Source organism: Halalkaliarchaeum sp. AArc-CO (assembly GCF_024972735.1).
In the GTDB taxonomy this organism is placed as follows: domain Archaea; phylum Halobacteriota; class Halobacteria; order Halobacteriales; family Haloferacaceae; genus Halalkaliarchaeum.
Map to the genome: position 1 here is coordinate 665,290 of NZ_CP087723.1, position 26,657 is coordinate 691,946.

Annotated in this window: 25 protein-coding genes and 3 pseudogenes; 17 read left to right on the forward strand and 11 right to left on the reverse strand. The window is 60.6% G+C overall.

Annotated elements, in window-relative coordinates:
- Positions 1-98: 98 nt before the first annotated feature.
- Entirely contained in the window at positions 99-689 is a 591-nt protein-coding gene (gene tmk / locus AArcCO_RS04005; RefSeq protein ID WP_259535154.1) for a dTMP kinase, read from the forward strand.
- A 49-nt stretch (positions 690-738) separates the two neighbouring features.
- Here the strand turns inward: tmk and AArcCO_RS04010 are convergent, their stop codons facing one another.
- Positions 739-1,203, reverse strand: coding sequence for a hypothetical protein (locus tag AArcCO_RS04010; RefSeq protein WP_259535155.1), 465 nt, complete (start codon positions 1,201-1,203; stop codon positions 739-741).
- 117 nt (positions 1,204-1,320) lie between these two features.
- Between AArcCO_RS04010 and AArcCO_RS04015 the strand changes: the two genes are divergently transcribed.
- On the forward strand, positions 1,321-2,010 hold the full coding sequence (locus tag AArcCO_RS04015) for a DUF7095 family protein (RefSeq protein WP_259535156.1): 690 nt from the start codon (positions 1,321-1,323) through the stop codon (positions 2,008-2,010).
- Here the strand turns inward: AArcCO_RS04015 and AArcCO_RS04020 are convergent.
- Both AArcCO_RS04020 and lonB read right to left on the reverse strand, forming a co-directional pair.
- On the reverse strand, positions 2,007-2,873 hold the full coding sequence (locus AArcCO_RS04020; RefSeq protein ID WP_259535157.1) for a CPBP family intramembrane glutamic endopeptidase: 867 nt from the start codon (positions 2,871-2,873) through the stop codon (positions 2,007-2,009). The two genes, AArcCO_RS04015 and AArcCO_RS04020, sit on opposite strands and share 4 nt — an antisense overlap.
- Positions 2,874-2,929: 56 nt before the next feature.
- Positions 2,930-5,233 carry an ATP-dependent protease LonB gene (gene lonB, locus AArcCO_RS04025; protein ID WP_259535158.1) on the reverse strand — a complete coding sequence of 768 codons (2,304 nt, stop codon included), beginning with the start codon at positions 5,231-5,233 and terminating at the stop codon, positions 2,930-2,932.
- Positions 5,234-5,401: 168 nt separating this feature from the next.
- On the opposite strand from lonB, the gene AArcCO_RS04030 reads away from it, so the two are divergent.
- The 8 genes from AArcCO_RS04030 (at position 5,402) to AArcCO_RS04065 (ending at position 13,382) form a co-directional block, all read left to right on the forward strand.
- Positions 5,402-5,983, forward strand: a complete 582-nt coding sequence (locus AArcCO_RS04030; protein WP_259535159.1) for a nicotinamide-nucleotide adenylyltransferase — start codon at positions 5,402-5,404, stop codon at positions 5,981-5,983.
- Positions 5,980-6,876, forward strand: a complete 897-nt coding sequence (locus AArcCO_RS04035; RefSeq protein ID WP_259535160.1) for an SAM hydrolase/SAM-dependent halogenase family protein — start codon at positions 5,980-5,982, stop codon at positions 6,874-6,876. Before AArcCO_RS04030 ends, AArcCO_RS04035 begins: the two co-directional genes overlap by 4 nt.
- A 25-nt stretch (positions 6,877-6,901) precedes the next feature.
- A complete protein-coding gene (locus AArcCO_RS04040; RefSeq protein WP_259535161.1) occupies positions 6,902-7,735 on the forward strand; it encodes an MBL fold metallo-hydrolase in 834 nt (277 codons plus the stop codon).
- Between the two features lie 66 nt (positions 7,736-7,801).
- The gene (locus AArcCO_RS04045; RefSeq protein ID WP_259535162.1) at positions 7,802-8,248 is read left to right on the forward strand and encodes a universal stress protein; all 447 of its coding nucleotides are present in this window, start codon (positions 7,802-7,804) and stop codon (positions 8,246-8,248) included.
- 80 nt (positions 8,249-8,328) lie between these two features.
- On the forward strand, positions 8,329-10,437 hold the full coding sequence (locus AArcCO_RS04050; protein ID WP_259535163.1) for a coiled-coil domain-containing protein: 2,109 nt from the start codon (positions 8,329-8,331) through the stop codon (positions 10,435-10,437).
- 91 nt (positions 10,438-10,528) lie between these two features.
- Positions 10,529-11,425, forward strand: coding sequence for a phosphoribosyltransferase HisG-related protein (locus AArcCO_RS04055; RefSeq protein WP_259535164.1), 897 nt, complete (start codon positions 10,529-10,531; stop codon positions 11,423-11,425).
- A gap of 229 nt (positions 11,426-11,654) precedes the next feature.
- The gene (locus AArcCO_RS04060; RefSeq protein WP_259535165.1) at positions 11,655-12,107 is read left to right on the forward strand and encodes a serine O-acetyltransferase; all 453 of its coding nucleotides are present in this window, start codon (positions 11,655-11,657) and stop codon (positions 12,105-12,107) included.
- 477 nt (positions 12,108-12,584) lie between these two features.
- The gene (locus AArcCO_RS04065; protein WP_259535166.1) at positions 12,585-13,382 is read left to right on the forward strand and encodes a polysaccharide deacetylase family protein; all 798 of its coding nucleotides are present in this window, start codon (positions 12,585-12,587) and stop codon (positions 13,380-13,382) included.
- 170 nt (positions 13,383-13,552) lie between these two features.
- Here the strand turns inward: AArcCO_RS04065 and AArcCO_RS04070 are convergent, their stop codons facing one another.
- On the reverse strand, positions 13,553-14,473 hold the full coding sequence (locus tag AArcCO_RS04070; RefSeq protein ID WP_259535167.1) for a glycosyltransferase family 2 protein: 921 nt from the start codon (positions 14,471-14,473) through the stop codon (positions 13,553-13,555).
- Positions 14,474-14,594: 121 nt separating this feature from the next.
- Here AArcCO_RS04070 and AArcCO_RS04075 point away from each other — a divergent pair.
- Positions 14,595-15,380, forward strand: a pseudogene (locus AArcCO_RS04075) (transposase); the annotation flags it as partial.
- A 7-nt stretch (positions 15,381-15,387) separates the two neighbouring features.
- On the opposite strand, the gene AArcCO_RS04080 reads toward AArcCO_RS04075, so the two are convergent.
- Positions 15,388-15,951: a transposase gene (locus AArcCO_RS04080; RefSeq protein ID WP_259536448.1), complete on the reverse strand. Its 564-nt coding sequence runs from the start codon at positions 15,949-15,951 to the stop codon at positions 15,388-15,390.
- Positions 15,948-16,457 carry an IS630 family transposase gene (locus AArcCO_RS04085; RefSeq protein ID WP_259533994.1) on the reverse strand — a complete coding sequence of 170 codons (510 nt, stop codon included), beginning with the start codon at positions 16,455-16,457 and terminating at the stop codon, positions 15,948-15,950. Before AArcCO_RS04085 ends, AArcCO_RS04080 begins: the two co-directional genes overlap by 4 nt.
- A gap of 45 nt (positions 16,458-16,502) precedes the next feature.
- On the opposite strand from AArcCO_RS04085, the pseudogene AArcCO_RS04090 reads away from it, so the two are divergent.
- Positions 16,503-16,712: pseudogene (locus AArcCO_RS04090) on the forward strand (transposase); the annotation flags it as partial.
- 253 nt (positions 16,713-16,965) lie between these two features.
- Positions 16,966-17,808: a hypothetical protein gene (locus AArcCO_RS04095; protein WP_259535168.1), complete on the forward strand. Its 843-nt coding sequence runs from the start codon at positions 16,966-16,968 to the stop codon at positions 17,806-17,808.
- Between the two features lie 354 nt (positions 17,809-18,162).
- Here the strand turns inward: AArcCO_RS04095 and AArcCO_RS04100 are convergent, their stop codons facing one another.
- Together AArcCO_RS04100 and AArcCO_RS15935 are read right to left on the reverse strand one after the other, a co-directional pair.
- Entirely contained in the window at positions 18,163-19,077 is a 915-nt protein-coding gene (locus AArcCO_RS04100) for a serine/threonine-protein kinase RIO2 (protein WP_259535169.1), read from the reverse strand.
- A 94-nt stretch (positions 19,078-19,171) separates the two neighbouring features.
- Positions 19,172-19,687, reverse strand: a pseudogene (locus tag AArcCO_RS15935) (SRPBCC family protein).
- A 52-nt stretch (positions 19,688-19,739) separates the two neighbouring features.
- Between AArcCO_RS15935 and AArcCO_RS04110 the strand changes: the two are divergent.
- The 4 genes from AArcCO_RS04110 to AArcCO_RS04125 all read left to right on the forward strand — a co-directional run bounded on the left by AArcCO_RS04110 (position 19,740) and on the right by AArcCO_RS04125 (position 24,309).
- Complete coding sequence (locus AArcCO_RS04110) at positions 19,740-20,375, forward strand: methyltransferase domain-containing protein (RefSeq protein ID WP_259535170.1); 636 nt, start codon at positions 19,740-19,742, stop codon at positions 20,373-20,375.
- Entirely contained in the window at positions 20,372-21,439 is a 1,068-nt protein-coding gene (locus AArcCO_RS04115; protein WP_259535171.1) for a lysylphosphatidylglycerol synthase transmembrane domain-containing protein, read from the forward strand. Before AArcCO_RS04110 ends, AArcCO_RS04115 begins: the two co-directional genes overlap by 4 nt.
- A gap of 94 nt (positions 21,440-21,533) precedes the next feature.
- Positions 21,534-22,580: a nicotianamine synthase family protein gene (locus AArcCO_RS04120; protein WP_259535172.1), complete on the forward strand. Its 1,047-nt coding sequence runs from the start codon at positions 21,534-21,536 to the stop codon at positions 22,578-22,580.
- Positions 22,567-24,309 carry a FeoB small GTPase domain-containing protein gene (locus tag AArcCO_RS04125; protein WP_259535173.1) on the forward strand — a complete coding sequence of 581 codons (1,743 nt, stop codon included), beginning with the start codon at positions 22,567-22,569 and terminating at the stop codon, positions 24,307-24,309. Before AArcCO_RS04120 ends, AArcCO_RS04125 begins: the two co-directional genes overlap by 14 nt.
- Before the next feature lie 46 nt (positions 24,310-24,355).
- On the opposite strand, the gene AArcCO_RS04130 is transcribed toward AArcCO_RS04125, so the two are convergent.
- The 3 genes from AArcCO_RS04130 to AArcCO_RS04140 are packed head-to-tail and all read right to left on the reverse strand — an operon-like array spanning position 24,356 to position 26,601.
- A complete protein-coding gene (locus AArcCO_RS04130) occupies positions 24,356-25,081 on the reverse strand; it encodes a class I SAM-dependent methyltransferase (protein ID WP_259535174.1) in 726 nt (241 codons plus the stop codon).
- Positions 25,074-26,180, reverse strand: a complete 1,107-nt coding sequence (gene meaB, locus AArcCO_RS04135; protein WP_259535175.1) for a methylmalonyl Co-A mutase-associated GTPase MeaB — start codon at positions 26,178-26,180, stop codon at positions 25,074-25,076. Before meaB ends, AArcCO_RS04130 begins: the two co-directional genes overlap by 8 nt.
- 4 nt (positions 26,181-26,184) lie before the next feature.
- Complete coding sequence (locus AArcCO_RS04140) at positions 26,185-26,601, reverse strand: cobalamin B12-binding domain-containing protein (protein ID WP_259535176.1); 417 nt, start codon at positions 26,599-26,601, stop codon at positions 26,185-26,187.
- Positions 26,602-26,657 lie beyond the last annotated feature (56 nt).

Here is a 26,657-nt window from a genome sequence, read left to right on the forward strand (position 1 = left end):
TCGAGACCTAAAACTACCGCGGCGTCAGACGTGTGACAGACGGCCCACTGATCCGCCCAACCGACGGAGCCTTAAACGCTCCACCGGCACGTTCGGGTATGCTCGTCACCCTGGAGGGACTCGACGGAACAGGGAAAACCACCGTTTGGGAGGCGTTGCAACCTCGATACCCCGAGGCAGTCTTCACTCACGAACCGACCGACTCCTGGTACGGCGACGCGGTGAACCGATCGATAGCCGACGACGACGCCGACTCGCTTGCGGAGCTGTTCCTCTACACGGCCGATCACGCCGACCACCTCTCGAGAGTCGTCCGTCCGGCCCTTTCGGCGGGGACCCTGGTCATCTCTGACCGCTACTCCGATTCCCGATTCGCGTATCAGGGCGCGACGCTGGCTGCCGAGACTGATCTGGAACGGCCGATGGAGTACGTTCGCGGCGTTCATTCGGCGTTCTCCAGGAAACCCGACCTCACGCTCTACTTCGATCTCGATCCGAAAACCGCAGCCGAGCGGGCCGGCGCGACGAACAAGTTCGAACAGGTGGAGTATCTGACTGCGGTCCGGGAGAACTACGAGCGGCTGGTCAGTTCAGAGCCCGAACGGTTCGTCCGGATCGACGCCTCGAGATCCCCGGAAACCGTGATCGAGCGGTGTGAACGCGTTCTCGCCGAGCGGATCGACGGCTGATTGCAACTGGCCCGAAGGCCGGCTGACTACAGGCGACCGTCATCTGACGCTAGACGCCGGCGGCAAGCAGCCCGGCGGTGACGAGCAGGAGGATCGCGAACAGTGCTGCCGCCTGAAACAGTCGGCGCGCGTTCCGGGCGGGCTCTCTGAGTTTCCGCTGGCTCAGTCCCGACTGGACCCGGCGGGAACCGACCTCGACGAGGCCAGTAACGACGAGCCACAGGAAAAACATCGTGAGCACCGTGTGTCCGCTCGGTGTGGCGACGAGTGCACCGAACTCCGGCGGAATCCCCGTGTAGCGAGTCCCGACCAGGTGGGCGCCGGTGACGAGAAATATCACCGCGCTCACGCGGGTGAGCAACTGTAGCTTCGAGAGAAACTCCTCCAGGGGATCGACGTCGATTTCACCCCGGTACGCCGGCGGCATCACCACGCCGGCGACGAACAGAACGCTTCCGGTCCACACTCCCGCAAAAACGACGTGGAGAACCCACATCGCCGTGTCGACGACCATATCTCTCTGTCGGGTGGCCTCCCCTTTGATGTGTCGCTCCGTGGCCCGCTTGACACTGGGAGTCTGGTGCCTCCGGTCTCGGAAACTGTTTTCCTGCTGTAGCCCCAGATTCGGTCGATGGAACGCGACGCCGCCCTCGAATGGATCGAATCGATGCTCGACGTGCTCGACGACGAGGTGATGCCGGTTCCCGTCCGCGAGGTGTGGGTGTACGGCGACGTGGCAATCGGGCTGGATCCGATCGATCGCCTCGACGTGTATCTCACCAAGGACATTCTCATGCGGGGCGACGACGAAGCGGCCGCCGAATTCGAGGAATCACACGGGGTGAAAGGCGTCGGACGAACTGTCAGGGCCGAGTGGGCCCACGAGCATCCGGGGTACGTCGCGACGAACGACAACGGATACGTCGCACCGGAACGGTGCCTGGCGACACACCTTCTGGATGCGACAGTACGGACTACACTACAGTCGACGGACGAACAGACGACCGGGCGGCCCCCAGTTCACTTCGAGGTGTGTAACGCCAGTTTCGATGCGAACGTTACGCAGCGACTGAAGGGGGCGTTGCCCCGTGAGGCGTACGACGAACTACTCGACCCTCGGGGGGTCTGTCTGTGGGTCGATGGTCACCGCGACGAGGACGCGCTCGAACGCTTGCGCGAAGGATCCTTCGTGATGCCCACGCTGTCGGACGCGCTGGAGATGATCGGTGCGGACGGGGAAAGAGCCGACGTGGCGGCACGGACGATCCGCGAGCGCCGCCGAGAACAGTCGGGATCCAGCGTCCGTGGCGACGTCGTCTAGCTTGCATTCGGTCGTGCGTCCGGCCGGGGATCGCCGTCGAACGGCTCCCACCCGAGCGCCTCGTGGACCAGGAATTCGAGGACGTTGACCACGTAATGAGCTACGATCACGAGAAGCAGGCTCCCGGACGCGATGAACAGCGCCGCGAGGAGGAACCCGAGCACTCCAGTTACTACGATCCCCAGTTTCCCCTGGGCGCCGTGACCGAAGCCGAAGGCGACCGAGGAGACGACTGCGAGCAACCACGGGGAGACGTCGAACCCCGCTGCTGCCACGCCGATCAGTGCGCCGCGAAAGAGCACCTCCTCGAAGACGGCGATCAGCGGCAGCACGACGAAGAGTAACGCGAACCACCCCACGACAGTATCGGGTGCAAGGCGGCGACGGAGTTCTTCCGAGCCCGTAAACCCGTGTCGCTTGCCGATCGCTGCCGCCGCTTCGTTTCCGAGGTACAGGAGGACGCCGGCGACGAGGCCCAACCCCACGAGATCGACGCCCACTGTGGCTTCGTCAACGCCGAACGCCCACGCCGGAACTCCGAACAGCCAGGCGCCCAGACCGATCAGGAGCAGAAACGCACCCTGTGAGACGGCGACGTTGGCAAGCAGCGCGGTCGTCGTAAGCTCCGGCTCTGCGGTCGTCATCGTCGACTCCGCACTCGTCGTCGCCGACTCCGTGCTCGCCGGTACGTCACCGGGGGCGGCGGCCCGCCCGTCGTTTCCCGGCTGTCCGCTGTCGTCGGCGTCGGTCTGGCTTTCCGGTTGATCGGTCCGGGCGAGCATCGACTGGGAGGCACGAGCGAGAAGCAACACGAGCACAGTCGTCACGGCTGCAAACGCCGTGAACGTCGTCCAGTCCGGCATTCGTGTGTGGTGATGGAAAATCGGAGTCGGGCTTCGGTCGGCCCGCCGTGACTGTGCTATTGTGGGCTCGGACTCGATGGTCCGGACACGCTTGCCCCCTCGTTCAGCGCCGAGCCGGTGATGCTCTTGAGGCGGTCGACCAGCGAATCCTTCTCGGGTTCGCCCTCCAGGGCGACGTCGAGCACTTCGCTGATGTGCGAGACCGGGATGATTTCGATCATCTCCTCGTATTCGTCTTCGATCATCACGTCCTGCTCGTTCGCTTTGGGGATGATCACGCGTTCACAGCCGGACTTTGCGGCCGCCTCGATCTTGTGGGTGACCCCGCCGACGGGGAGCACGTCACCCCGGACGGACAGCGATCCGGTCATCGCGAGGCTCTGATCGACGCCGACGTCCTCCAGTGCGGAGATCACCGCCGTCGCGACCGTGATCGACGCCGAGTCGCCGTCGACACCCTGCTGGCCCGCCTGGATGAACTGGATGTGGATGTCTTTCTCCGAGATGTTGACGTCCGAGAACTTCTTGATGATGGCGGAGACGTTCGAGACGGACTCCTGGGCCATTTCCTTGAGTTTGCCGGTAGCGATCACTTCGCCGGGGCCCTGGGAAGGGGTGACTTCTGCCATGACTGGTAGCATGATCCCGGAGTCTTCTCCCATCACCGCGAGCCCGTTGACGCGACCGACGACGAACCCTTCAGAGACCTGCATCTCGTAATCCTTCCGACGCTCGATGTAGTCGTCGGCGAGCTGCTGTTCGATCGACCGGGAGCGGTCCTTCGCGGAGAGCACGTGCTGTCGGGTGGTCATCTCCGCGTCCTCGCCGCGGGCGATGTCGCCGGCGACGCGGACGAGCCCGCCCAGCGTCCGGAAGTGAAGCGTCAGGTGGTTCTTCCGCCCGGCACGCCGTTTCGCTTCCAGGATGAGCTCCCGAATCGCGTCGTCGGTGAACTCCGGGAGCCGGCCGTCCTTGGCGACCTCTTGGGCTACGAAGCGTGCGTACTTGCGCCGCATTTCTGGAGTGTCCTCGATGGTGTCCTCCATGTACACCTCGTAGCCGTATCCCTTGATCCGGTTCCGCAGCGCGGGGTGCATGTTCTCCATCGCGTCGAGGTTCCCCGCGGCGATCATGATGAAGTCCGTCGGGACCGGTTCCGTCTGGACCATCGCACCCGAGGAGCGTTCGGACTGGCCGGTGATGCCGAACTCGCCCTCCTGGATCGCGGTCATCAGGTGCTGCTGGCTGCGGATGTCCAGCGTGTTGATCTCGTCGACGAACAGCACGCCCTTGTTCGCCTTGTGGATGGCGCCGGCTTCGACACGGTCGTGACTCGGCGTCTCCATGCCGCCGGACTGGAACGGGTCGTGGCGGACGTCCCCCAGCAGTGCACCGGCGTGGGCGCCGGTGGCGTCGCGGAACGGCGCCGTTTTCGTGTCGGCGTTGTTCACCAGCAGGTTCGGCACCATCGCGTCGGAGCCTCGGGACGCGTACTTGAAGGCGATGTAGATGATACCTGCCGCGAGGATACCCAGCAGGATCTGTCCCGCGATGATGAGCGCGTACCCGAGCACCACGATGATGATGATCCACATCAAAAACGAGCGCATCTGGTTGCGCTTGCGGGCCTCCTCCTTGTGGGCCTGGACGATCTGTTCGCCCTTGCCCGCCGGCACCGTCCGAACTTTGGGCTTGTTGCCGTCGTCGGGATTGTGGTAGACGAGGACGTCCTGAAGCTCCTCTTTCGGGAGGAGTTCGGACATCGCCTTCGCCAGCATCGACTTCCCGGTTCCCGGGGAGCCGATCATCATCACGTGGCGCCGCTGTTTGGCAGCCTTGATGATTACGTCACGGGCGTGTTCCTGGCCGATAACCTGATCGACCAGCCGTTCGGGGATGTTGATCTCCTCGGTCGAGTCGATCTTCAGCCCACCGAGTAGGTCCTCGGGGTCGGGATCCTCTTCGATCTCTGCGTCGATCTCGACGTCGCTACCGAGGTCGTCGATCGACGGTGCTTGCTCCTCCCCGTCGGCCGACTGCTCGTCGGCCCCTTCCTCGAACGTCTCTCCCGGTGATTCGCCGTTTCCGGCGAGCGTTTCTTCGATCGCCGATCCGGGGGTTTGCCACGGATCGTCGTCGTCCTGTTTGTTCCCGTCGATCGGATCGACTGAATCGCCGACTTCCTCGGAATCACCGACTTCCTCGGAATCACCGACTTCCTCGGAGCCGTCGGACTCCTCGACGTCTTCCGATTTCTCGGGGATTGTCCGTTCCTCGCGGTCGGACGACGCGTCCTCGGCGGGCTCTTCCCCGTCGGAACGTCGCCGATCGCGGGAACCGTTGTTGTCGTCGTTACTCATAGAACCGATTGGTTACCCGAAAAGTAGTCCTCGCGATTGATATACTTTCTCCCCCTGGGCGATCCGTGTGCACCGAGTTAATCACCAGATAGAGGGCGTATACCTCCGTTATTCTGCGTTTCGATCGGACCCGCGGACTTTATAAATGTACTCGAGAAAGAACGGTGTATGCGGGGGTTCTACATCGGCCGCTTCCAGCCGTACCACAACGGCCATCAGTACATGGTCGAGGAAATCGCCGAGGAGGTCGACGAGCTCGTCCTCGGAATCGGGTCGGCGGGTGACTCTCACACCGAGAAGAACCCCTTTACTGCGGGGGAACGCGTCATGATGCTCACGAAGGCAGTGCAGCCGTACGACCTCACCGCGTACGTAGTTCCGATCGAGGACCTCGATCGCAACTCCGTCTGGGTGAGCCACGTCCAGTCGATGTCGCCGGCGTTCGAGGTGGCCTACTCGAACAATCCCCTGGTCATTCAGCTGTTCGAGGAAGCGGGCGTCGAAGTACGGCAGTCGCCGATGTTCAATCGGGACGTCCTGGAGGGTTCAGAACTCCGACAGCGGATGATACACGGCGAGCCCTGGAAACATCTCGTTCCCGAACCTGTCGTCGAGGTGATCGACGAGGTCGATGGCGTCGAGCGACTCCAGCGGGTCAGCGAGACGGACTCGACCGACGACGAGTACGGCGTCGACGATCCCGATATCGGATCGTTCGACGAATCGGAGACGGAAACCGACGCGAAATGATCACGCTCAGTTCGGACTTCGGATCGCCGTATCCTGCCGCGATGAAGGGGGTACTTCTCCGACGCACGGACGCCCGAATCGTCGATGTGGCCCACGACCTTCCCAGACAGGACGTCCGCGCGGCCGGTTTCTGGCTTCGGTTCGTTCTCCCGGAGTTTCCACCTGGAGTTCACTGTGCGGTGGTCGATCCTGGTGTCGGGACCGACCGGGATGCGATCGTCATCCGAGCCGGCGACCACGCGCTCGTGGGTCCGGACAACGGGTCGCTCGTTCCGGCTGCCCGAGCGTTCGTTGACGAAGGCTCGCCCGGTCGCGGGTCCAGTGGAGACGAGTCGGGAGGCGACTCGGGGGGCGATCGCTTCGAGGTGTTCGTCTATCGTCCCGACGATCCCGCCTCGTCGACGTTTCACGGCCGGGACGTCTTCGCGCCGCTTGCCGCGGACGTCCACGAAGCGGGGATATCGTCGATCGAGGATATCGACGGGGTGGAACCGACCGGGTCGTTCGTCGATCTCCGATTTCCCGAACCGGTGCCGATCGACGACCCAGAAGCGGTAGGCAGGGACGTTGACACTGTCGACGGGATCGCGGGGGAAGTACTCGTGGTCGACGGGTTCGGTAACGCCATCACAAACGTTCCTGGTGCTGTCGCGGAAGGCCACGACCGGGCCGCAGTGAACGGGACATGGCTGCCGGTCGTGGACACGTTCGCAGACGTCGATCCGGGAGATCGCCTCCTCACGGTCGGAAGTCACGGCTATCTCGAGTGTGACGTCCGGGAAGGCCGAGGGGACGAAGCGTTCGATCTCGAACCGGGAGATCGAGTCGTGTTCGGGTTTCCCACGGCGGCCGATGGCTCCGGAGACGTTTCGGAGAGACTCCGCAACGGTTAGGGGCCGAGCAGCCGGACTGGAGCGTATGAGCGAGTCAGACTGGGGAACGTGGCTGCCGGACGCGATCGCAGACGCCGAACCGGAAACCGTCGCCGTGTGGTATCTGGGCTGCAACGGCTTCGTTTTCAAGGGATGTGCGGGAACGACGGTGTGGATCGACCCGTACGTCGGCCTCGGTGATCCACCACGGACGGTTCGGATGATCCCCGTGCCGTTCGACCCGGAGGACGTCGAGGAAGCCGATGCGGTTCTCGCGACTCACGAACATACCGACCACGTTCACGGGCCTTCACAGGCACCGATCCTGGCAACCACTGGGGCGACGTATTACGCACCCGACGACTCGCTGGCCGTCGCCCGGGACGAGGAATTCTGGACGGAGCACTGGGGCGTCGAGGAGAGTCAGTTCGCCGAGGTCTCCGAGGGTGATACCGTCGAGATCGGGGAGTTCGAGATCGACGTCGTCGAGGTGTTCGATCCGGACGCGACTCACCCGGTCGGTTACGTCATCGAACACGACGCGGGGACCGTCTTCCACGGCGGCGACACCAAACCGTCGGACGACTTCTCGCAACTCGGGCAAGAGTACGACATCGATCTCGGAATCCTGGCGTTCGGGAGCGTCGGGAGGATACCGGACAAAGAGACCCGCGAGCCAGTTCGGACGAAGTGGTACAGCGACGAAAACGAGATCGTCGAGGCGGCGAGCGATCTCCAGTTCGATCGGCTGGTCCCGTCTCACTGGGATATGTGGAAGGGACTCACTGCGGACCCGACTGTCCTCCACGATCACGTCCGGAGCTTCGAGTACCCCCGCCGACTGGAGGTCGTCGAGATCGGGGATCGGATCGATCTCTGAACCGAGTCGTAAGTTCCCCAAAAGGGCACCCGTGCGTTTATGTCATCTCCCAGACGAACTTCGGGTATGCGCCACGCGCTTGCGGTCGTCTCGTCGACGGAGGGATCGAAGGAGCTGGTTCGAGAGGCGGGAACGCTCGCGGCAGGTGTCGACGCCCGGCTCACGCTGTTGCACGTCACGACGGAGGAGAAGTACAACGATACGTATCGGGAGCTACAGTCGATCTCCAGCTACGGCGGAGAGTACGGGGTTTATCAGGCGGAACAGGGTGCGGCGAACTACGCGGAGGACATCGCACGGGAAGTGCTTTCGGACGTCGACATCGAGTACGACGCCGTCGGGGCGCTGGGCGATCCCGTAGAGACGGTGCTCGCTCACGCCGAAAGCGAGGGGTGTGACCACGTTTTCGTCAGCGGCCGGACGCGGTCCCCGACCGGCAAGGCGCTGTTCGGCGACGACACCCAGCAGATCATCCTCGAGTTCGACGGCCCGGTCACGGTGTTGACGACCTGAACCGCTAGGGTTGCGTTCCCAGTATCAACCGCGACAATCGGCCCATACCATTTACAAGCCCGTCTGCTGAACGGCTATCCATGAGTCCCAGCGACGGCGCCATTACCGCTTCGAACGGCGAGTTGAAGGTGAGAAAGACCTTCAGCACTGACGAATTCCCGGTGCCGGCGGTTTCGTTTCTGGTCCATTCGACCCACGAAGGGCCGGTCACCGTCCGCCTCGTCGATCAGATCCCGGAGTCGTTCCCGATGGACCGGATCGGGTTCCATCCCGATTACGGCAGCGAAAACTGGACCGCCTACCGCGACAACAGAGTCGAGTTCCGAACCACCCTGGAGCCTGGAGAAAGCGTCACGACGGTGTACGGTGTGCGGACCGACGACCCGTCGGACCTGGAGGCGTTCCGAACCGAGCCGCAGGTCGAGGAGGTGACGGAGGAGGATCCGGAGCCGGAATCGATCGAGGACGTTCTCGGCTCGGACAACAGTCAGGCGATCCGGGAAGTGCTTGCGGGGGAACGATCGACGCTACCCGGGCTCGACGAGGAAAACGACGGCGAAACGGACGACGAGGAGCCAGATCCGCTGGCGGACCCCGGGGAGGAGGACCCGCTGGCGGAACCCGGGGAAGCCGATCCCCTGGCGGATCCCGAAGAGTCCAAACCTGCAGCCGAAGTGGACGATGCTCCGGACGAGGAGCCGATCGTCCTCGGCGAGCCGGAGGAACCTGCTGAAGCGGACGAGTCGGCGAACGCCGAAGACGGCGAAGAGGACGAAGAGGAACCTCTCGACTTGGAAGATCCTGTCTCGGTGGAGGAGTCCGAGGCGGAAGGTGAGTTGGAGCTGGACGAGGAGTCGGAGGCGGAAGATGAGTTGGAGTTGGACGAGGAGTCGGAGACGGAAGATGAGTTGGAGTTGGACGAGGAGTCGGAGACGGAAGATGAGTTGGAGTTGGACGAGGAGTCGGAGACGGAAGATGAGTTGGAGTTGGACGAGGAGTCCGAAGAGGAGACGAGTCCGGAGCCGGACGCAATACCGGAAGAGACCCCCCCGGCGATCACGCTACACGAGGATGACGAGGATCTCGAGGCGGAATCCGCTGTCGACGAAGCGGAACGGAACGTCGGGAGGGTCGAGACTCCATCGGAGGGGATCGCCGCTGCGTTGGCACGGGAGATCCGAGAAGACGAGGTTTCCGACGACGACCTCGAACTGCTCCGGGAAGAACTCGACGTCGGCGTTCCAAACAGCGTCGACGTGCGGTTGAGCCGCCTCCAGTCGCGGGTGGCGGATCTCGACGCCTACACGGACGCACTCGAGGAGTTCATCGACGAGAACGGAACTGCAGACGAGCTGCTCGCGGAACTCCAGTCGGAGGTCGAGGGCGTCACCGACACCGTCTCCGAGATCGAATCGGACGTCCGACGGCTCGAAGGGGATGTCGAAGTCGGCGCACGGGAACGCCACGTACTCCGGAAGAACGCGTCGGCGCTCGAAACCGAAACCGAAGAAATCGCCGACTGGACCGGCGAGCTCGCGGAACGGACCGACGCCGTGGAGGCGAAGGCTGCCGATCTCGACGACATCACGGCGGATCTCGACGACACCACCGTCGAACTCGCGGACCGTGTCGAGGACGTAGCCGGTCGAGTCGAGGACGTGGACGAACGGACTGCCGCAAACGAGGAGCGCACTGAAGCGCTCGAGGAGACCACGGAAACGATGGAAACGTCGATCGAATCGGTCGAAGACACGCTCGGCGAACTCGACTCTCGGGTCGGGGAGGTATCCACAACCGTCGAGGAACTCGAAACCAGCGTCGGAGAGGTCGAGGCCGAACTCACCGCGGTCGCGAGCGACGCCGAGGAAGCGACCGAGTCGATCGAAACGCTCTCTGCGGACGTGGCGTCGCTTCGTGAACACGCCGACGAACTGTTCACGTTCAGGCGTGACGTCGACGAGAGCCTCGAATCGATCGAAGCGCAGGTGGAGGAACTGGAAACGCTCGACGACCGGGTCGATTCGATTCGCACGGATCTCGAGGAACTCGATGCACAGATCGGGGATGCGGACGACGAAATCGCAGACAGCGTCGAGTCACTTCGGGAAGACGTCGCGGAGATCCACGACCGCCTCGAGACGTTCGACGAGTTCCGGAAGCGCCTCAGCAGCGCATTCGGCGACGTGTGAGCTACGGGAGAGAACCTTTCGCCCTGCAGCGAAGAGGATAGTCGACACCGAAACGCAACCGGTTTACTTCGCTGTGCCGTGTTTTCGCGCAATGAACGAGTCGGTTGCGGTCGCGGTTCCCCGGAAGGGACGGCCGCTGGAAACGATTCTCGAGCGGCTAGCGAATCTGGCCGACGCGGCGACGCTCGCAGACGAGGTGAGTTCGACGCTGCGGTACGAGAAGGCGATCACGAAAGGCCAGATTCAGCCGGAGAGAGACGTCTACGAACGTCTCGCCGGCTACAGCGAGCCGGACGCACCGGACGGTCCCGAATACACGCTGTACCGCGACGACCGCCCCGGGTTCCCGCGACGGATCGTGTTCGATTCCGCGCGGATCGACGTCGGTGGGTTGGACCTCCGGCTGATCGGCCGGGAGGAACCGTTCCGTGCGTTGCGGACCCACGAGTTCGCGTTGGGGTTCGACAGCGCGGATCTCGTACTCGAAGAGGCCGTGACGCTGCACGAACGAGGGATCGACTCTATCGCCGAGGTGAACGAACGGATCGATCCCCGGGATACCGACGTCCGTGTCGTCACCGGACTCGGAGACACGGTCTATCACACGTTGTTGGCCTCCCCCGATTCGGTTCCGGCGGGAGAATCACTCGATCGGTCGTTCCTGCACGACTATCAGGGGGAACTGTGTATCTCGCCTCGGTACGAACGTCTCGTGGCAGCGGTGCTCGGTACGGAGGTAATCGAGGACGTCGAATTCGTGTTCGCGAACGGCGACCGGGAGGAGGAACGAGCGATCGCCGACGCCGGGGTCGGTGTGTATCTCACGGTGACTGGTAGTACCGCACGGGACCACGGGCTCTTGCTCGGGGAACAGCTGTTCCCGAGCGAAACAGTGCTTTTGAGAAACGTCGCCGAACGAACCCCCGCCGTCGAGCGCGTCGAGCGTCTGTTTTCCGGGCTGGATCTCGAGACCCAACTCCGGGTTTGACCTGGGGACCCCTGCGTCTGTACTGTCTCGAACGTCGATACTGATCCGGGAACGCAGAGTGTGGCGTCACGTCCGCTGGAAAATTGTTAGGCTTCACACCGGCATTGGGTACATTACCATTGGTAATTGTTCGAACAAGTAGAGGAAAGCAGCAGACTAACTATGTCATAGTCTCACAATACGTTTTGTAGCTCGGTGAGTAAAACGCGGTCGTGGTGGGAATTAGCGCATGTATTCGAAACTACGCACATTCTACGAGATGTGGCGGAGGGATGGGCTCAAACAAGCTGCCCGTGAGGTGCTTATCTATTTTAATCTTCTAAACGTCCTTCGATTCAGAGAACCGAGATTGCGGCTTGCATGTGATATTGAACATACTCAGTTGCCAATTTCGACATTCATTCCCCATCCTGTCGGTATTACAATTGCCAGTTGTGCAGAGATCGGACACGACGTACGGATAGGCCAAAACGTAACAATCGGTATGAAGGATGGGGGCTGTCCAACAATCTGTGACGGTGCTGAAATACATACTGGAGCAGTGGTAATCGGCGGTGTGCGGGTTGGAGAAGAGGCAGTAGTAGGGGCAAATGCTGTGGTCTTGGATGATGTGCCCGATGGGGTCACCGTTGTGGGAGTGCCTGCGAGGAAAATTGAAAAACGAGGTGAAATCGACGAGTAACACTATGAGATGGGTATCCTCACTTTGTGCGATCAGTTCAACTGGTTTGTGATCAAAGGACCGAACCGGATCCAGGGTGCACGAACTAGTATCATATTGAACTGCGGTATACATATGGAAGATGTCGCTGAGGGTATACTGTAATCAGTTAGTGCAAGCTGGCTGGGAAACCGGTCAGGATTGTCGTCCCCTCAAGCTCGCCGAGCGCACCGAGGGAGCTGGCCTGGCAGGGGTCGTTTCAGTCCCGGACCGGGACGTTCTGGAGGCGGGGATTGACAGCTGTCTCGGGGCATGATCAAGGGTCATGGGTAATACTCTGACGGTCATGCTCTCGGCGGCTTTCAGGACGACGCGCTGATGACCGAAGCGACTGTCTGTCATCTCTTAGGGGTGGCAGCTTCCGTCGGCGTCGATTGCACCGCCTCGATACGGATAAGACGTGACTACTGAAACTGTCGGAATTTGTTTTCAGTACTAATGGACCTTCGATCCCTCGCGATATCGTTCAACGAGCGAACGGCCCTCACCACGCGTGCGCCGCAGTCTTCCCCTGTAGTCTTGGCGTATCACTCCATCGGCGTCGATGGAGGGTTTGACAACATATCGGTCTCGGATTTCAGGACACAGATCGAGTGGCTCGATAACTACTACGACATCGTCCCGCTTTCCGATGTCGTGGCGGGGGAGAAACTCGATAACAGACACGTTGCCGTCACCTTTGATGACGGGCTGGCATCGTTCTACCGGAACGCTCTCCCAGTACTCGCCGAACACTCCGTTCCAGCGACCGTCTTCGTCCTCGCATCGGTAATCGAACCACACGAGTCGATCGATTTAGACCGAATCGTCACCGATCGCCTCGAAACGCCGGAGAAACTGATGACGCGTGACACGCTCGACGAACTCGTGGACGATCCCTTGATCGAAATCGGCGGCCACACGTGGACACATCCAGAACTCCCCGAGATCGACGATCCTGACCGACTCGAAGAAGAACTCGTCGAGTCCAAACGAATCCTCGAGTCGGAATTTGGAGTGGCTATCGACCAGTTCGCTTATCCGTACTACGCCTGGGACAACCGAACGCAGGAGATCATTGAACGCACGTACAGTATTGGCGTTCGGGGCGACGGTCTTGACGAACCGATCGGGCGAACCACGGATCCACACCTCATCCCGAGAATCAGCGGCGGCGTCGAACCGTCGCGATTGAAATTTCGTGTGTCGTCGATCGGTCGGATGTTGCTGCGGATCGGAAAACGTTGGTATTGCTGATAAATGAACTGAATTTTCAGGCTACGTCGTCGAGTGACGAATGCCCGGAAAGGACCCATTCTGCTTTTTCATCTCTCATTTCTGTACCAGATGAACGCAGAAACGAGATTATATCAGATAACTATTACTTTATGAATATATAGTAAAATGGTGACCTCGTATCGCAGAGCTTAACTCCTGTTGTCCGTTCGTGTATTTAAAGAGATATGATTTCGCAGACGCCTGGCAGTATCCCATCCAAACCGGCCGAACAGGGAGGCAACAGCCTGTCCGCCACATCTGAGTTTATTGTCGTCGGAGTAATAGGTGGCTTTGAGGAAACAAAGAAACGCGTTCAGTGACCATCGATACTTCCGTATTCTGGCCTGTCCTTCCTTTTCATACAGTTCAGCGAGGACTGCCCGTCGAATCCCTGGATACTGGTCATAAATATCGCTTTGGTGGCGAATGATCCGTTTTGTTTCCTCGAATTTTTTTAGCGAAACCCACTTGGAACTTGTTTCTCTCCGGTAAAATGCTAGACACTCGTCGACGTAATCGAATTTCGTCCGCTGGGCAAGTTCAATCATCAAATCGAGGTCGTCCCCGTAGGTCGCCAATGGCAACGTATCCAGGAGCACTTCTCGTTCAATCAACATCGTGATTGTACAGCAGGGGAACATTTTGAACCGTAACGCTCGTTCTAACACGTCTCCTGACACTTCAGGATCCGGGAACCTGGGTTCTCGAACGTCCATATCCAGTCCACAGTACGCGACACCAATCTCCGGATCATTGTCCAACAACTCTGCCGTTTTCGACAACTTCCCTTCCAAGAGATAGTCGTCGTCGTCTAGCAACTGAATATACTCGCCAGTTGAGGCTTTGATCCCTGTAGTATACGCACCCCCCCAGCCTCTGTTTTCCTTCCCAATGATGGCCTTGACCTGGTCGTATTTGTCTAACACTGTTTTTGCGTGTCCCGTGCCGGAATCATCGACGACAATCAGTTCGATCGGATCGTAATCCTGCTGGAGGACGCTTTCGATGGCCTCGCAAACCAAATCATTTCGATAATACGTCGGTATAATTACCGATATCTTCAGCCCCACGATTGATCAGTTGCGGTCGGCCATCAAAGTTAATTTTGAGTTACTTCTGAATAGTCTGTATTCGATAACTATGAGCCTGTCATAGAAAGCGTCACGTACGAAGCGGCAGGGTGCGCGAAGTGTGTCCAACACCAGCACAGCCCTGCAAGACGTAGCTTCGGTAGACGACTTCTTGAATGTCGCGGCTACCGAGACGGTATCGCTGTTCGACCATCTTGAGTTCGAGTTTCTGCTGGAGTACGACGTGTTCGCCCCCGCTCGCCGGGGGCGAACACGAGTTCACGAGCCACCTGATCTCTTTCGCGGCTTTTTGCACTGCTACTACGAGGATGTCTACGGCACACGTCCGGTGACACGAGAACTTCAGAACGGCCTTGTCTGGTACTACTGCGGACTCGACAAACCGCCATCCAGAGACACGGTTGATCGCTTTCTCACCGACCTCGAACACGTTATTGACGATGTCTTCGACAGACTCGTCGAGCAGGCCGCCGCCCGCGGCCTGCTCGACTCCACGTACTCCATCGATTCGACCCACGTTGAAGCGATCCAACACAACGACGCTGCCTCGTGGAATTACGATCCAACAGCTGAGGAATACTACTACGGCTTCGGCTGTACGATCGTTTCAACCGGTTCAAAGATCCCGATAGCAGCGGAGTTCACACAGGCCAAACAAGCGGATCAGGAGACGGCGATGCGCGTCACGCGTGACGCGCTCGCCGTCGATACACCGGTCTGGATGCTGGGAGACAGCGCCTACGACATCCTCGATTGGCACGACCACCTGCTGGCCGCAGGGGTCGTGCCAATCGCTCCATACAATCCGCGAAACACTGACGACCCGAAAGACATCGAGTACAGGATCGAAGACCGAATCGAGGAACACAGCGAGGACGTGCAGCTGATAGTGTTTAGTTCGAATCTTTACCGGTAAGATACGGCCAGATGTTCGGTTCGGTGATCGCGCTCAGTCCTCGCGGAATGTAGTCTTTCAGCGTCAAGAGATCTGGCATAAGGCGGTACTTGAACCACTCCTGCAGTTGGTCCCAGCACCCTTCGACAGCGTTCAATTCGGGGAGTTTCGATGGGAAGTACCACACTTCGAGATCGTCACCGCGCACGCACGAGACCGAACTGTCTCCGACAGTTTCGGTCTCGCGCTTTCCGCTCACGTGTTCCCAGAGATCCCTCGCGTAGAAGTAGCCCGCTCGATCCAGAAACACCACTAACTCCTCGCCAAACTTGTCTTTCAATGCCTCTAACAACCGAATCCCGTGGAATCTGGTCAAGTTCTCCTCTGTCCAGCAGTAGAAGCTGTCACCGTCGTCGGTGACAGCGCCCAGCACTGTCACCGACTCCCAGGACGTTGACGTCTCTATCGTCGGATCTGAACCGATTGGGTACCAGCCACGCCGCTGGACAGTTCCGACGTGTTTGGTGAATTGATCGACGACAACGACGGTTTTCTCGCTCAGTTCGGGCCGTTTTTTTCGACTGTCTCCTGGAACTCGGCCTTCTCCTCGGGGTCAGCCTCGTGGTGTTGAGGCCGTGCTGTCCGCAAGGACAGCCCGGCCTCTCTCAACAACTCGTAGGCGTAGTTCTCGTGGTATTCGACGTCATACTCCTCTTTGACGTGATGAAGCAAGAGCTTCGCTGACCACGCTTGTTGGTCGTAGCCGAGTTCGGTTGGCGGCTGTTGCAACTGTTCGAACAGCTGTTGGCGTTCTTCTCCCTCGATCTTTGCTGGACCCCCCGGTCGAGGAGCGTCGTAGGGAGCTTGCTCGATCGGTTCTTCCTCGAACCGATCGAGCCAGTTGCGGATCGTTTTCTCAACGACGCCATGCCGCTCAGCCAACGTATCGAGTTGGTCGCCCTGCTTGCGCCCGATCGCCGCGAGAACACGTTCTCGCGGCTTTCCCTGATCAATCTCCTCTTTGAGTTCGTAGAGTTCCTCAAGCGAAACCTCGTCGAGCCGACCCATTACCCACTCTACTACGTCTATCGGTAAATATCTTCCTTAAACACTATGAAACAGTCCATCTTGGAGGAGACGTACAACAACCGGACAGGAGTCGAACGAACCAACGACGCAGTCAAGGACTGCGGCCTCGGGCAGGTCTGCGCCCGAGGCCGCGTCCACGCACGGACAGAAGTGTTCCTTGCGCTGTGTCTCCGACTCGTCGTGGCCATCACCAACTACGAGCGAGGAAACAATCCGGGCTGTGAGAAGCTATGAGATGGATTCTATGACAGGCTCTAACTATTGCTATTTATGGGTGTTTTAAACGGGTTTGTTCACGTAATCAGGGATTTCGCCACGCTACTATTATAATCGAGTAACTAGTTTGATTGAAGGAGATAACGCCGGTCCGACAGCGATTGCATACGCAAACAGAGTGCTCGAGAACCGGATTTTCCGGGAAGTGAATCTGATAATATGCGCTATGATGCGTTTAACTATGATTTTCTAATACTTTAAATCGATTGATATGCAAACTGGAAACGTCAAGCGAGCTTTCGAACTCCTCCTGGATGGGGGGTTTGTTGAACTTGCAACAGCGTCAAACAGGTTTGTGTCTCACTGGATCCGTGATTCTTTATTATCAGTGGAAAAATATTACCTCCAGAGGAAATGGGGGGAGAGTTATCCGGACCCATATCGTCTTATATACGCGAACCCGAAAGATGTGGAATATTATTTGTTGAATAGTGATAACACAGACTTCCATCTCGGCGAAGAGTTGGAGGATGACATAAAAGAGTTCCATCAGACTGAACAGGCCCGATTTAGCGGGCGGTTTAACCTCGGGAAAATTGTTGGTGGGGACTGGGATCGGCACAAGCGGGAGTGGGAAAACCATGACCTGTTCCGTTCCCTTCGGTCGGTGTATGAACACGGTGAAGACTGGGAAAATACAGAATTCATACAGTTGTGCTTGAACCGTATTGAAAGGGGATACAAAACGTACGGTTACAGTACCAAAGACGGCTTTCTTGAAAATCGAACAGATTATATCGATTTTCTATATCAAGATATAAAAGAAAACGGATATAAGACCCAGGATGAAGCGAGAGATGACCATCGGAATGAAGACATCTTCCATGAGGTCACTGTAAATATCGGTCGGCATGGTGAGCTAATATTCAATAACGAATCGGGCCAACACCGTCTTTGTCTTGCAAAAATATTGGATGTCTCCAAAATCCCACTGTTAGTTATCGTCCGACATGAGCAGTGGCAAAAACTTCGGTACGACATCTTCAAGAACGGACTCCCCGAGACGCATGCACATCTTCGTGACCACCCCGACCTCCAGGACATACTCGAGTAACTCCGTTCTCGTCATGCTACTACCGTACCGTGTCGTTTGCTTTGCATCAGCCACTGGAGAGTATTTCCAGTCGTGGTTAGGATGATTTGTTATCGCACTATGTGGTTTATTAAGCCACGGTTTTTAAAGCAGTAACAACCAGGCCGTCGACGATAGCTTCACAGACTCCGTCGGTTTAGAGCAAATCGGGGTTTCGTTTCTCGGATACTTCCGTCGGACGGACCCGATACCGCGCTCGGCATGTGTGTCGATCAGAATGACCGTAGTCCCAGACGGTCGAGCCGGCCTCTCAGTACAGTTTCCTCGTCGGCAGCTATCACGCCGGAGCCCCGATTTACTATCGCATTATGTGGTTTATTCAGCTGCGAATTCTCGCACACTCGAAAACGATCCGTCGGCGATAGCGTCACAGAGACCGTCGATTTCGAGGGAATCGGGGACGTCTCGGGGATACTTCCGGCGGAAGTAGCCGATCACGTTCTTTGCGTCCCTGAGGAGTAGTTCGCGCGCGTTGTCGTGGTCAGTCGACACCGCCTGGGGCCAGTCGAAGATGACAATCCCGGATTCGGAGATCGCCACGTTGTATTCGCTCATGTCGGCGTGGATGAACCCCAGTTCGTAGGCGGTCGTCAGCTCTTCAAAAACGAGATCGATCACTCCGAGGACCTGATCCGACGGGAGTTTCGATCGAGGAAGCTCGACGCCCTCGAACTTCCCCATTACGATCGCATGCCGGTTCTGATCGATCGGCCGTGGGACCGAGACGTCCGGATAGAGGGATTCGAGCACTTCGTACTCCCGCTCGGCGGCCTTCCGTGCGGTATACAGCCAGGAGACGTGATTTCGGTCGGCGGTGTACTCCCGTTCTTTTCTGACCGCCCGGAAGTTGGTGTACCCCTCGCGGTGGAATTTTAGCGCTAGCGGTTCGAACGAACGTGCCTCGTAGACGTCCGACTCCTTGCCGACGCCGAGCGGGGCGCCGACGTCTGTGACTGTCTCGCGTTCGGCGAACGTCCGGAGCGCAAGCGCGTCGTACCCTTCGAATTTCAGTCGATACCCCTCGTACTGGATGGTCTTCCGTTCGATCAGCTCTCGCCGCATGCATCGATCCAGACGGTACTCGACTTCCTCGGGCGTCAGGTCGGCATACTCCGGGAGCTTGTCGCGCCGTACCCATTCGGAAAACCGCATCCCCTGCTCGATACCGGAAAGGAGATAGAAGTCCTCCGTCTCGAGCTCCGGCATCAGCCCGGCGACGTTCTGTACCATGTGTTGGGATGCGTGCGCCGCGGATAAAAGCCCGCCGCGTCGGGGTGATAAACGAATAACCGCTATACAAAATTGCAGCCCCCCCGTGATGGCCTCAGCGCTCGTCGGTCTCCAGACGGCTTTTAAGATCCTCCAGCGTCGTCTGTAGTTCGCGTTCGTTGTACCGGCGAACGAACGGCTCAGCAACCGACGAGAGAACCCGCCCGGGAATCTCGTAGGTCCCGGCGTAGGTCACCCGCGTACCCCCTCCCGTCTTCGCGAGTTCCAGATCGATTTCCCTGTCGAGTTTGCCTCGCATGTCGAACCGCAACCGCCTCGGGGGGTCGTGGACGGTCTGAACGAGTTCGCCGTCGATTCCGATCCCGGCCATTCAATAGGTGAACTCGAGTCGTTTGCCCCCGGTTTCCAGGGGTTCCACGTTCCGCACCGACGAGAGGCTCGGCGTCACCTCGGCGTGGTTGTGGGGATCATCGAGGTACTCGAACACCTGTTCGATCGGAGCCTCGATCTCGATCGATTCGCTCGCGGTCACCATACTCGAAAACAGTAACTCCAGGGAAAAATCGGTCAAGCGCGAGCACGACCGATGCGAATTGCCTCTCGTTTTCATGATGTAAGAACCGGTGACTCCTTTTATGTTTAGGGTGGCCTAAATCATACGTATGGGCCGGCTCGGGAACACTGTCGCGAGGCTGGAGAAGTCGTGTTCGGTCGCTCCGCGGCTGTTTGATCTCTACACTCGTCTGTACCGTTCGGTCGTCGACCGGGAGATCGAACTAGCGGAAATCGACGAGGACGATGTAGTTCTCAATGTCGGTTGTGGTGCGATGCCATTTACGGCTGCACTACTCGCGAAACGGTCCGGGGCGACCGTGTACGCGCTCGATCACGACCAGAGCGTGGTTCGGGAGGCGCGCCGAAACCTCGCACGTGCCGGCGTCGCCGACGACGTCGAGGTCGTCGTGGGGGACGGCAGGGAGGTCGTCGGTGACGGCACCCAGCTTCCGGAACCCTGTTCGGTGGCTATTGTCGCCTTGCAGGCGGAACCGAAAGACGATATCGTCGATCGGTACCGACGGACGCAGGGCACCCCGAGCCGAGTAGTCGTCCGTCAGCCGCGGCCCGCGTTCTCGGCCGATTACGATCCGGTGACCACGGAATCGCGAGACGTCGCGTGCGACGGTGGCTGCTCGTCGACGTTCATCGCTCCTTCGAGAGACACCTCACCGTCGCCGGCTGACGCTGTTTCACACTGGATGGTAACGTTCGATCGATCGCTCCTGTTCCGGACGGAATGAAGCGGAAGATCGCGCTGTGGGTGATCGGATTTGCGACCCTGATCGGGTTGCTGTGGATCGCAGGATGGTCGGAGGTCCGGACTGTACTGGGCAGGTTCTCTCCCGGGATGCTTCTCGGGCTCCTCGCGTTGCAACTCGTCACACTCGGGCTCATCGCCTACCAGTGGCACTACGTGCTCCGGCGCGCGGAGATCCCGCTTCCGTTTTCCGAGGTCCTCGCCGTGAACCTCGCTGGGGGGTTCGTCGAGAGCGTTACTCCCTCCTCGAAACTCGGCGGCGAAGCCGCGAAAGTGTACCTGTTCCGTCGGCTGACCGGCGCCGGATACGACGAGGTTTCCTCGGCGTTGGTGGTGCACAAGTACGTCTCACTGGTTCCGTTCTTCCTGTTGTGTGTGGGGATTGCCGGTTTCGCCGGGATACGGACGGACGTGACGGTTTCTACGACCGCCTCGCTGGGACTGCTGGTCGTTGCGTTGTCGGCGACGGTGTTGACTGTCGCCCTCCATCGAGGATCGACGGCCGATCTGCCGGTCGGACGTTCGCCACTGTCTGGATCGCGGGTCAGGTCGACCGTGGGAACGATGGAACGTCTGCTCCCTCGGCGGATACGGCGATCGATCGATGGAGCGACGGGATTTCTTCGGCGGGCCCTTTCGAATGCCGGATCCCTGCTGACCGCTGCCGATCGTCGGTGGCTGTTTCTGGTCTCGTTTTTCGTCTGGGGACTGTACCCAGTCAAAATACATCTGGTGGCGCTGATGCTGGGGATCGACGTCGGGTTCGAGGTCGCGGCAGTTGGGACGATTCTCGCGTATCTCGTCAGTATCGCACCGCTTTCTCCCGGTGGGACCGGAACGTTCGAAGGGACACTGGCGGTGATCTTTCTGGCTGGGGGTGCCACGTTTTCGGAAGGGTTCACAGTCGCGATACTCTCGCGTGTCGTCGTGTTCTGGTTTCCGCTTTTGTTGTCTGCAGCGGCGGCGGCGTGGCTGGTGTCCTCGGATCACCGGCTCTCACCGGATGGACTGGAACTTCCGGTCGGTACCGCTCGTTTTCGGGAGTGAACTCCGGTCGATCGTCGCTGTTTTCACGCAGTGGGAACCCGCTCCCGCATTTAATTTAGGAGGGCCTAAAGATACGGATACAGGTCGATCCTCCGTGACGAATACAGACGGACAACGAGAGCGCGACGACGCAGCGACTGGGGGCGTCGAGTCCGGTTCCAGTGCGGTAGCCGCGAGTGCGGGCGTGTTGAAACGTCTCGAACGGCTGGACCGGGTGTCGTGTACGTTCGGAAACCTCTACCGTCGGCTATTCTACCAGGACGTCATCGAGCGGGAACTGGGCCTCGTCGGGCCCGACGACGACGCGTCGGTGCTCCAGGTCGGCTGTGGCCCGTTGCCGATGACCGCGATGGCGTTGGCCGAACACGGCTACGACGTCCTCGCGATTGACAACGACCCCGACGCGATCGACGCCGCCCGCCGGGCGGTCGAGAGCCGGGGACTCTCCGAAAAGATCGACCTCGCTGTGGGCGACGGCCGGACGCTCGAGACTGTCTCCTTCGACGTGATCTGGATGGCGTTTCACGTCCACCCGAAGGCGGAGATCGTCACCGAAACCATGTCACAGCTCCATGCGGGACAGACGCTCGTCTATCGCCGGCCGCGGGACTGGGCCAGTACGTTGTTTCCAGACGCCGAGGCGCCGTCGGGAGACGTCTCCTCGGAGACGATTACCCACCGGTTCGGCAAGGAAAGCGTGGTCGTCTGCAACGACCCCACCGACTGTGTCGGCTGTTCGGACGCGCCGGACTGTCCGGCGTCGCAACCGACCGCGGATACGGAGGCGTCTCCGGCAGCTGCTGCCGACGGGGGAACTGTTGCTCGCGGCGGATCGGCCGGCGGATCGTCCGGCGGATCGGCCGACACCCCGACGGCGCCGGAGGGCCCCACACTCGAGTCGCTGGACGACGGGGAACACGCCGTCGTCAGCGGCGTTCCGGATCACGACCTGTTGTCGCCGCTCGGCGTCCGACCCGGGAATTCGGTCCGGGTTCGAGGACGACAGCTGTTCGGGGGGCCGTTGATCGTGGAAGCAGACGGCCGCCGGGTCGCGATCGACCGAACACTCGCCGACAACATCCGGGTCGAACGCGAGGAGACGGACCACGATTCGAACCCGAATCTCGATGTCCCGTCGTGAGGGGACGGTCGAGGAAACGGCCGACTCCGCATCCACCCGCGTCGCGCTGATCGGCCCACCGAACGTCGGAAAGAGCGTCCTGTTCAATGCGCTGACCGGGCTCGACGCGGGGATCGCGAACTATCCCGGTACGACTGTCGAGTACAAGCGGGGGACAGCCACGTTCAGAGGCGAGGAGGCGACCCTGATCGACGTCCCGGGGACGTACTCGCTCGCGGCGACCAACGAGGCCGAACAGCTGGCCGTCGACATCCTTGAGGGCGGCTGTGACGCCGTCGTCTGCGTGCTCGATGCGGCAAATCTCGAGAGTAGCTTACATCTCCTGTTGCAGGTGCTCGAACACGACGTGCCGACCGTCGTTGCGGTCAACCGCGTCGACCTGCTGGAGGAAGGGAGAACGCTCAGGCCGGAGGTGCTCGCTCGAGAGCTGTCGGTTCCCGTGATCCCCACAGTCGCGACGATCGGAAAAGGGTTCGAAGAACTCGTCGACGCCGTGGCCGGCACGCTCCGGAACCCGACCGCTCCCGGAACGGACGAGGCAACCTGGGATCGTGCCGAGACACTCGCGGAGAGTGCGATCGTCGACGAATCGTCCGGTGAACCCCTCCCCGAAGGGCGGTTACAGCGGTGGGGTGACAGGCTCGTCGAACCGTGGCCGGGCCTGCCCGTTGCGCTCCTGGTGCTCGTGGGAACGTTCGCGATTGTCGTCGGGGTCGGGATGGGAATGCGTCAGTATCTCCTCGTCCCGTTTTTCGAGAGACTGGTGTTTCCGGTGATCGAACGCGCGGTGCGATCGGTCACGGAACCGGGGATGTTCAGATCTGTACTGATCGGCGAATACGGCTTTCTGATAAAGGGGATCGAGTGGCCGTTCGCGCTCGTGATGCCGTACGTGATCTCGTTTTACATCGCATTGAGCCTGCTGGAGGACAGCGGTTACCTCCCACGGCTTGCGGTGCTGCTCGACGGATTGTTTGCCCGGATCGGATTGACGGGGAGCAACGTGGTCCCTCTGCTTTTGGGCTACGGCTGTGCGATCCCCGGGATCACCGGTACCCGGGCGGCCGAGACGTACAAACAGCGGCTCTCGATCACGCTCATGATCTGTCTCGCGGTGCCCTGCGTGGCCCAGACCGGGGCGTTCATCGCGTTGCTCGCCGAGGCAACGATCTTCCTCGTGATTGCGGTGTTTTTCGTGTCGTTTCTCGCGCTCGCCACGGCCGGAGTCGTCCTCGATCGGGTTCTCGAAGGGGACCGGAGTCCGACGGTCGCCGACGTCCCGCCGCTTTTGATCCCGAAGGCCCACATCACGATGAAGAAGGTCTGGATGCGGCTGAAACACTACCTGTTCGGCGGCGCGATCCACATGATCTACGCGATCGGGGCGGCGTCGCTTTTGTACGAGCTGGGCGTCCTGGAACTCATTGGCGAGTATCTTCGTCCACTCGTCGTCGGCTGGCTCCTCTTGCCGGAGGAGGCGGCGACGCCGCTGATGTTGGGCATCGTCAGGCGCGAACTGACGGTGTTGCCGTTGCTCGAGATGGATCTCTCGACGGGACAGCTGTTCGTCGGCGCGATCGTCGGCCTGTTTTACGTCCCCTGCATCGCGGTGTTCGCCACCGTCGCAGAGGAGTTCGACATCCGGATCGCCGCCGTCGTCCTCGTGTTGACGATGGGGGTTTCCTTCCTTCTCGGCGGGCTGATCGCACAGACGCTCGCACTCTTTTAAGCCCTCAGTTACGTTGCCAGCGCCGCCGGACACCGGCGCAGATCGGTCACACGTCGGATTCGATGGTTCCGGCCGACATGCGGACGAATCCACCGAACGCTCGCCGGCTCACCACGCCCTCACAGCGCTCGTGTAGCGTCCGGTGACCCGCCAGAACGCGCTCGTCGAGCAACTGTGCGGCGCACCGGGTTCGTCCCTGTCCGCCCGGCGGTGAACTCGCACGTACCAGCGCAGCGAAAGCCGGATTGCCGAGTCGACCTAGCGGGGTCGTGCTCCGGGCGAGGTTGCACAGCCCCAGTCGGCCGCCTTCGCCGGCGAGCTTTGCCCACGCTTCGACTGCGCCTCCCGGATCGGGAAGCATTCCGACGACGAACGTCGCGAGCACGACGTCGACTTCTCCGACCCCGAGTCCGAGTGACTCGGAGGGAACCGCCGTCGACTCCCCGACGAACGGTGGGCGGGTCGCGTCGCCCCGAACCACGTGGACGTTCTCCCAGCCGTGTCGACGAATCCGGTCGTGCGCCCGCTCGAGAACTCCTTCCGAGAGGTCGACGCCGACGACGGTTCCCTCCCGGCCGACACGGTCCCGGAGCCACGGGAAGTTCGCCCCGGTACCACAGCCCATCTCGACGACCACGTCCCCGCGGGACGGCGAGAGGAGGTCGAGGAACGTCGACCGCATCCGGACGACGCCGGGGGCGTCGCTGGCGATCCGGTCGTAGACGCCGGCCCATCGGGTGTAAAACGATCCCGGGGTGGAGCGATCACTCACGGTTGTCGTCGAGACACTTCTCGATCGGTGCGACGATCCGTTCGGCCACCGCGTACGGGTCGGTCTCCCGCCGGGCCACCCGCTCGGCGAGTCGGTCGATCCCTCCGTGGCGATCCAGCTCCCGTTCGACGAGCGCCGCGACGTCGTTGCGGAGCAGCGTCCTGATCCCCTTCGCGTACCTGTTTTCGATCTTCTCTTCGAGCTCTCCTGACGCCTCGAGGTGCGCGTAGTGGGCATCGATCAGTTCGAGCAGTTCTTCGATCCCGTCGCCGGTCGTCGCGACGGTTTCGACGACCGAGGGGTTCCACTCTGGCTCTTTCCCGTCGGTCGGTTCCTCGCCGTCGACCGACTCGATCCTCTCCGTCGGGCCGTCTCTGCTCGCGTCTCCGTCTCCGGCCTCGATCGACTGGAAGCCGTGGTGGCCGGTGTTCAGTCCGGCGGTGGGGCTGTCCCGCATGTGGAGCATCTCCTCGAGTTCGGCGACGGTCCTGTCTGCACCCTCCATGTCGGCCTTGTTGACGACGAACACGTCGCCGATTTCGAGGATTCCCGCCTTGAGCATCTGTACGTCGTCGCCCGACCCGGGCTGGACGAGGACCGCGACGGTGTCGGCGGTCTCGACGACGTCGACCTCGTTTTGCCCGGCGCCGACCGTCTCGATTACGATGCGGTCCTTCCCGAACGCGTCCAGCGCCGTCACTGCGTCGGCGGTCGCCATCGAGAGCCCACCCAGCTGCCCCCTGGCGCTCATCGACCGGAAGAATACGTCCATGTCGCCGACTGTCGAGGCCATCCTGATCCGGTCGCCGAGCACCGCGCCGCCGGTGTACGGAGAGGAGGGGTCGACCGCGATCACGCCGACCGTCTCCCCGCGATCGCGGTAGCGTTTCGCCAGCTTGTCGACCAGCGTCGACTTCCCTGCTCCGGGAGAGCCGGTGACGCCCACGATCTGTGCGTTTCCGGCGTGTGTGTGAAGCCGGGAGACCAGCTGTCTGTACCCCGGCCGCCTGTTTTCGATCTTCGAGATGACCCGCGCGAGCGCCCGATGGTCGCCATCGAGCAACTCGTCGACGAGGTCGGTCTCGGTACCCCGACTCATGCGGCTACCGCTCCGGGACGTTCTCCCTGACGAACGAGATCGTCTCCTCCATCGGCGTTCCCGGACCGAACACCTCCGAGACGCCGAGTTCCTTCAACTCCTCCTCGTCGTCGTCGGGGACGATCCCTCCGACGAGCACGAGGGTGTCCTCGAGGGCGCCGTACTCCGCGAGGCCGTCGAGCACCTTCGGGACGAGCGTGTTGTGTGCCCCCGACAGGATGGAGATTCCCAGCACGTCGACGTCCTCCTGGACGGCCGCCTGCACGATCTCGTCGGGCGACCGGTGAAGCCCCGAGTAGATCACCTCGAACCCGGCGTCCCGGAACGCCCGGGCGATGACGTGTGCCCCCCGGTCGTGGCCGTCCAACCCTACCTTCGCCACGAGACACCGGACGGTCCGCTGTTCCTGGTCGACGCTCATGGGCTCACGTTCGCGAGGAGTCGGTTTGACTTTAACGGACGATCGGGAAGGATCGG

Coding starts and splice junctions, on each gene's coding strand:
- tmk (WP_259535154.1), top strand. CDS start 99: ATGCTCGTCACCCTGGAGGGACTCGACGGAACAGGGAAAACCACCGTT.
- AArcCO_RS04010 (WP_259535155.1), bottom strand. CDS start 1,203: ATGGTCGTCGACACGGCGATGTGGGTTCTCCACGTCGTTTTTGCGGGA.
- AArcCO_RS04015 (WP_259535156.1), top strand. CDS start 1,321: ATGGAACGCGACGCCGCCCTCGAATGGATCGAATCGATGCTCGACGTG.
- AArcCO_RS04020 (WP_259535157.1), bottom strand. CDS start 2,873: ATGCCGGACTGGACGACGTTCACGGCGTTTGCAGCCGTGACGACTGTG.
- lonB (WP_259535158.1), bottom strand. CDS start 5,233: ATGAGTAACGACGACAACAACGGTTCCCGCGATCGGCGACGTTCCGAC.
- AArcCO_RS04030 (WP_259535159.1), top strand. CDS start 5,402: ATGCGGGGGTTCTACATCGGCCGCTTCCAGCCGTACCACAACGGCCAT.
- AArcCO_RS04035 (WP_259535160.1), top strand. CDS start 5,980: ATGATCACGCTCAGTTCGGACTTCGGATCGCCGTATCCTGCCGCGATG.
- AArcCO_RS04040 (WP_259535161.1), top strand. CDS start 6,902: ATGAGCGAGTCAGACTGGGGAACGTGGCTGCCGGACGCGATCGCAGAC.
- AArcCO_RS04045 (WP_259535162.1), top strand. CDS start 7,802: ATGCGCCACGCGCTTGCGGTCGTCTCGTCGACGGAGGGATCGAAGGAG.
- AArcCO_RS04050 (WP_259535163.1), top strand. CDS start 8,329: ATGAGTCCCAGCGACGGCGCCATTACCGCTTCGAACGGCGAGTTGAAG.
- AArcCO_RS04055 (WP_259535164.1), top strand. CDS start 10,529: ATGAACGAGTCGGTTGCGGTCGCGGTTCCCCGGAAGGGACGGCCGCTG.
- AArcCO_RS04060 (WP_259535165.1), top strand. CDS start 11,655: ATGTATTCGAAACTACGCACATTCTACGAGATGTGGCGGAGGGATGGG.
- AArcCO_RS04065 (WP_259535166.1), top strand. CDS start 12,585: ATGGACCTTCGATCCCTCGCGATATCGTTCAACGAGCGAACGGCCCTC.
- AArcCO_RS04085 (WP_259533994.1), bottom strand. CDS start 16,457: ATGGGTCGGCTCGACGAGGTTTCGCTTGAGGAACTCTACGAACTCAAA.
- AArcCO_RS04095 (WP_259535168.1), top strand. CDS start 16,966: ATGCAAACTGGAAACGTCAAGCGAGCTTTCGAACTCCTCCTGGATGGG.
- AArcCO_RS04100 (WP_259535169.1), bottom strand. CDS start 19,077: ATGGTACAGAACGTCGCCGGGCTGATGCCGGAGCTCGAGACGGAGGAC.
- AArcCO_RS04110 (WP_259535170.1), top strand. CDS start 19,740: ATGGGCCGGCTCGGGAACACTGTCGCGAGGCTGGAGAAGTCGTGTTCG.
- AArcCO_RS04115 (WP_259535171.1), top strand. CDS start 20,372: ATGAAGCGGAAGATCGCGCTGTGGGTGATCGGATTTGCGACCCTGATC.
- AArcCO_RS04125 (WP_259535173.1), top strand. CDS start 22,567: ATGTCCCGTCGTGAGGGGACGGTCGAGGAAACGGCCGACTCCGCATCC.
- meaB (WP_259535175.1), bottom strand. CDS start 26,180: ATGAGTCGGGGTACCGAGACCGACCTCGTCGACGAGTTGCTCGATGGC.
- AArcCO_RS04140 (WP_259535176.1), bottom strand. CDS start 26,601: ATGAGCGTCGACCAGGAACAGCGGACCGTCCGGTGTCTCGTGGCGAAG.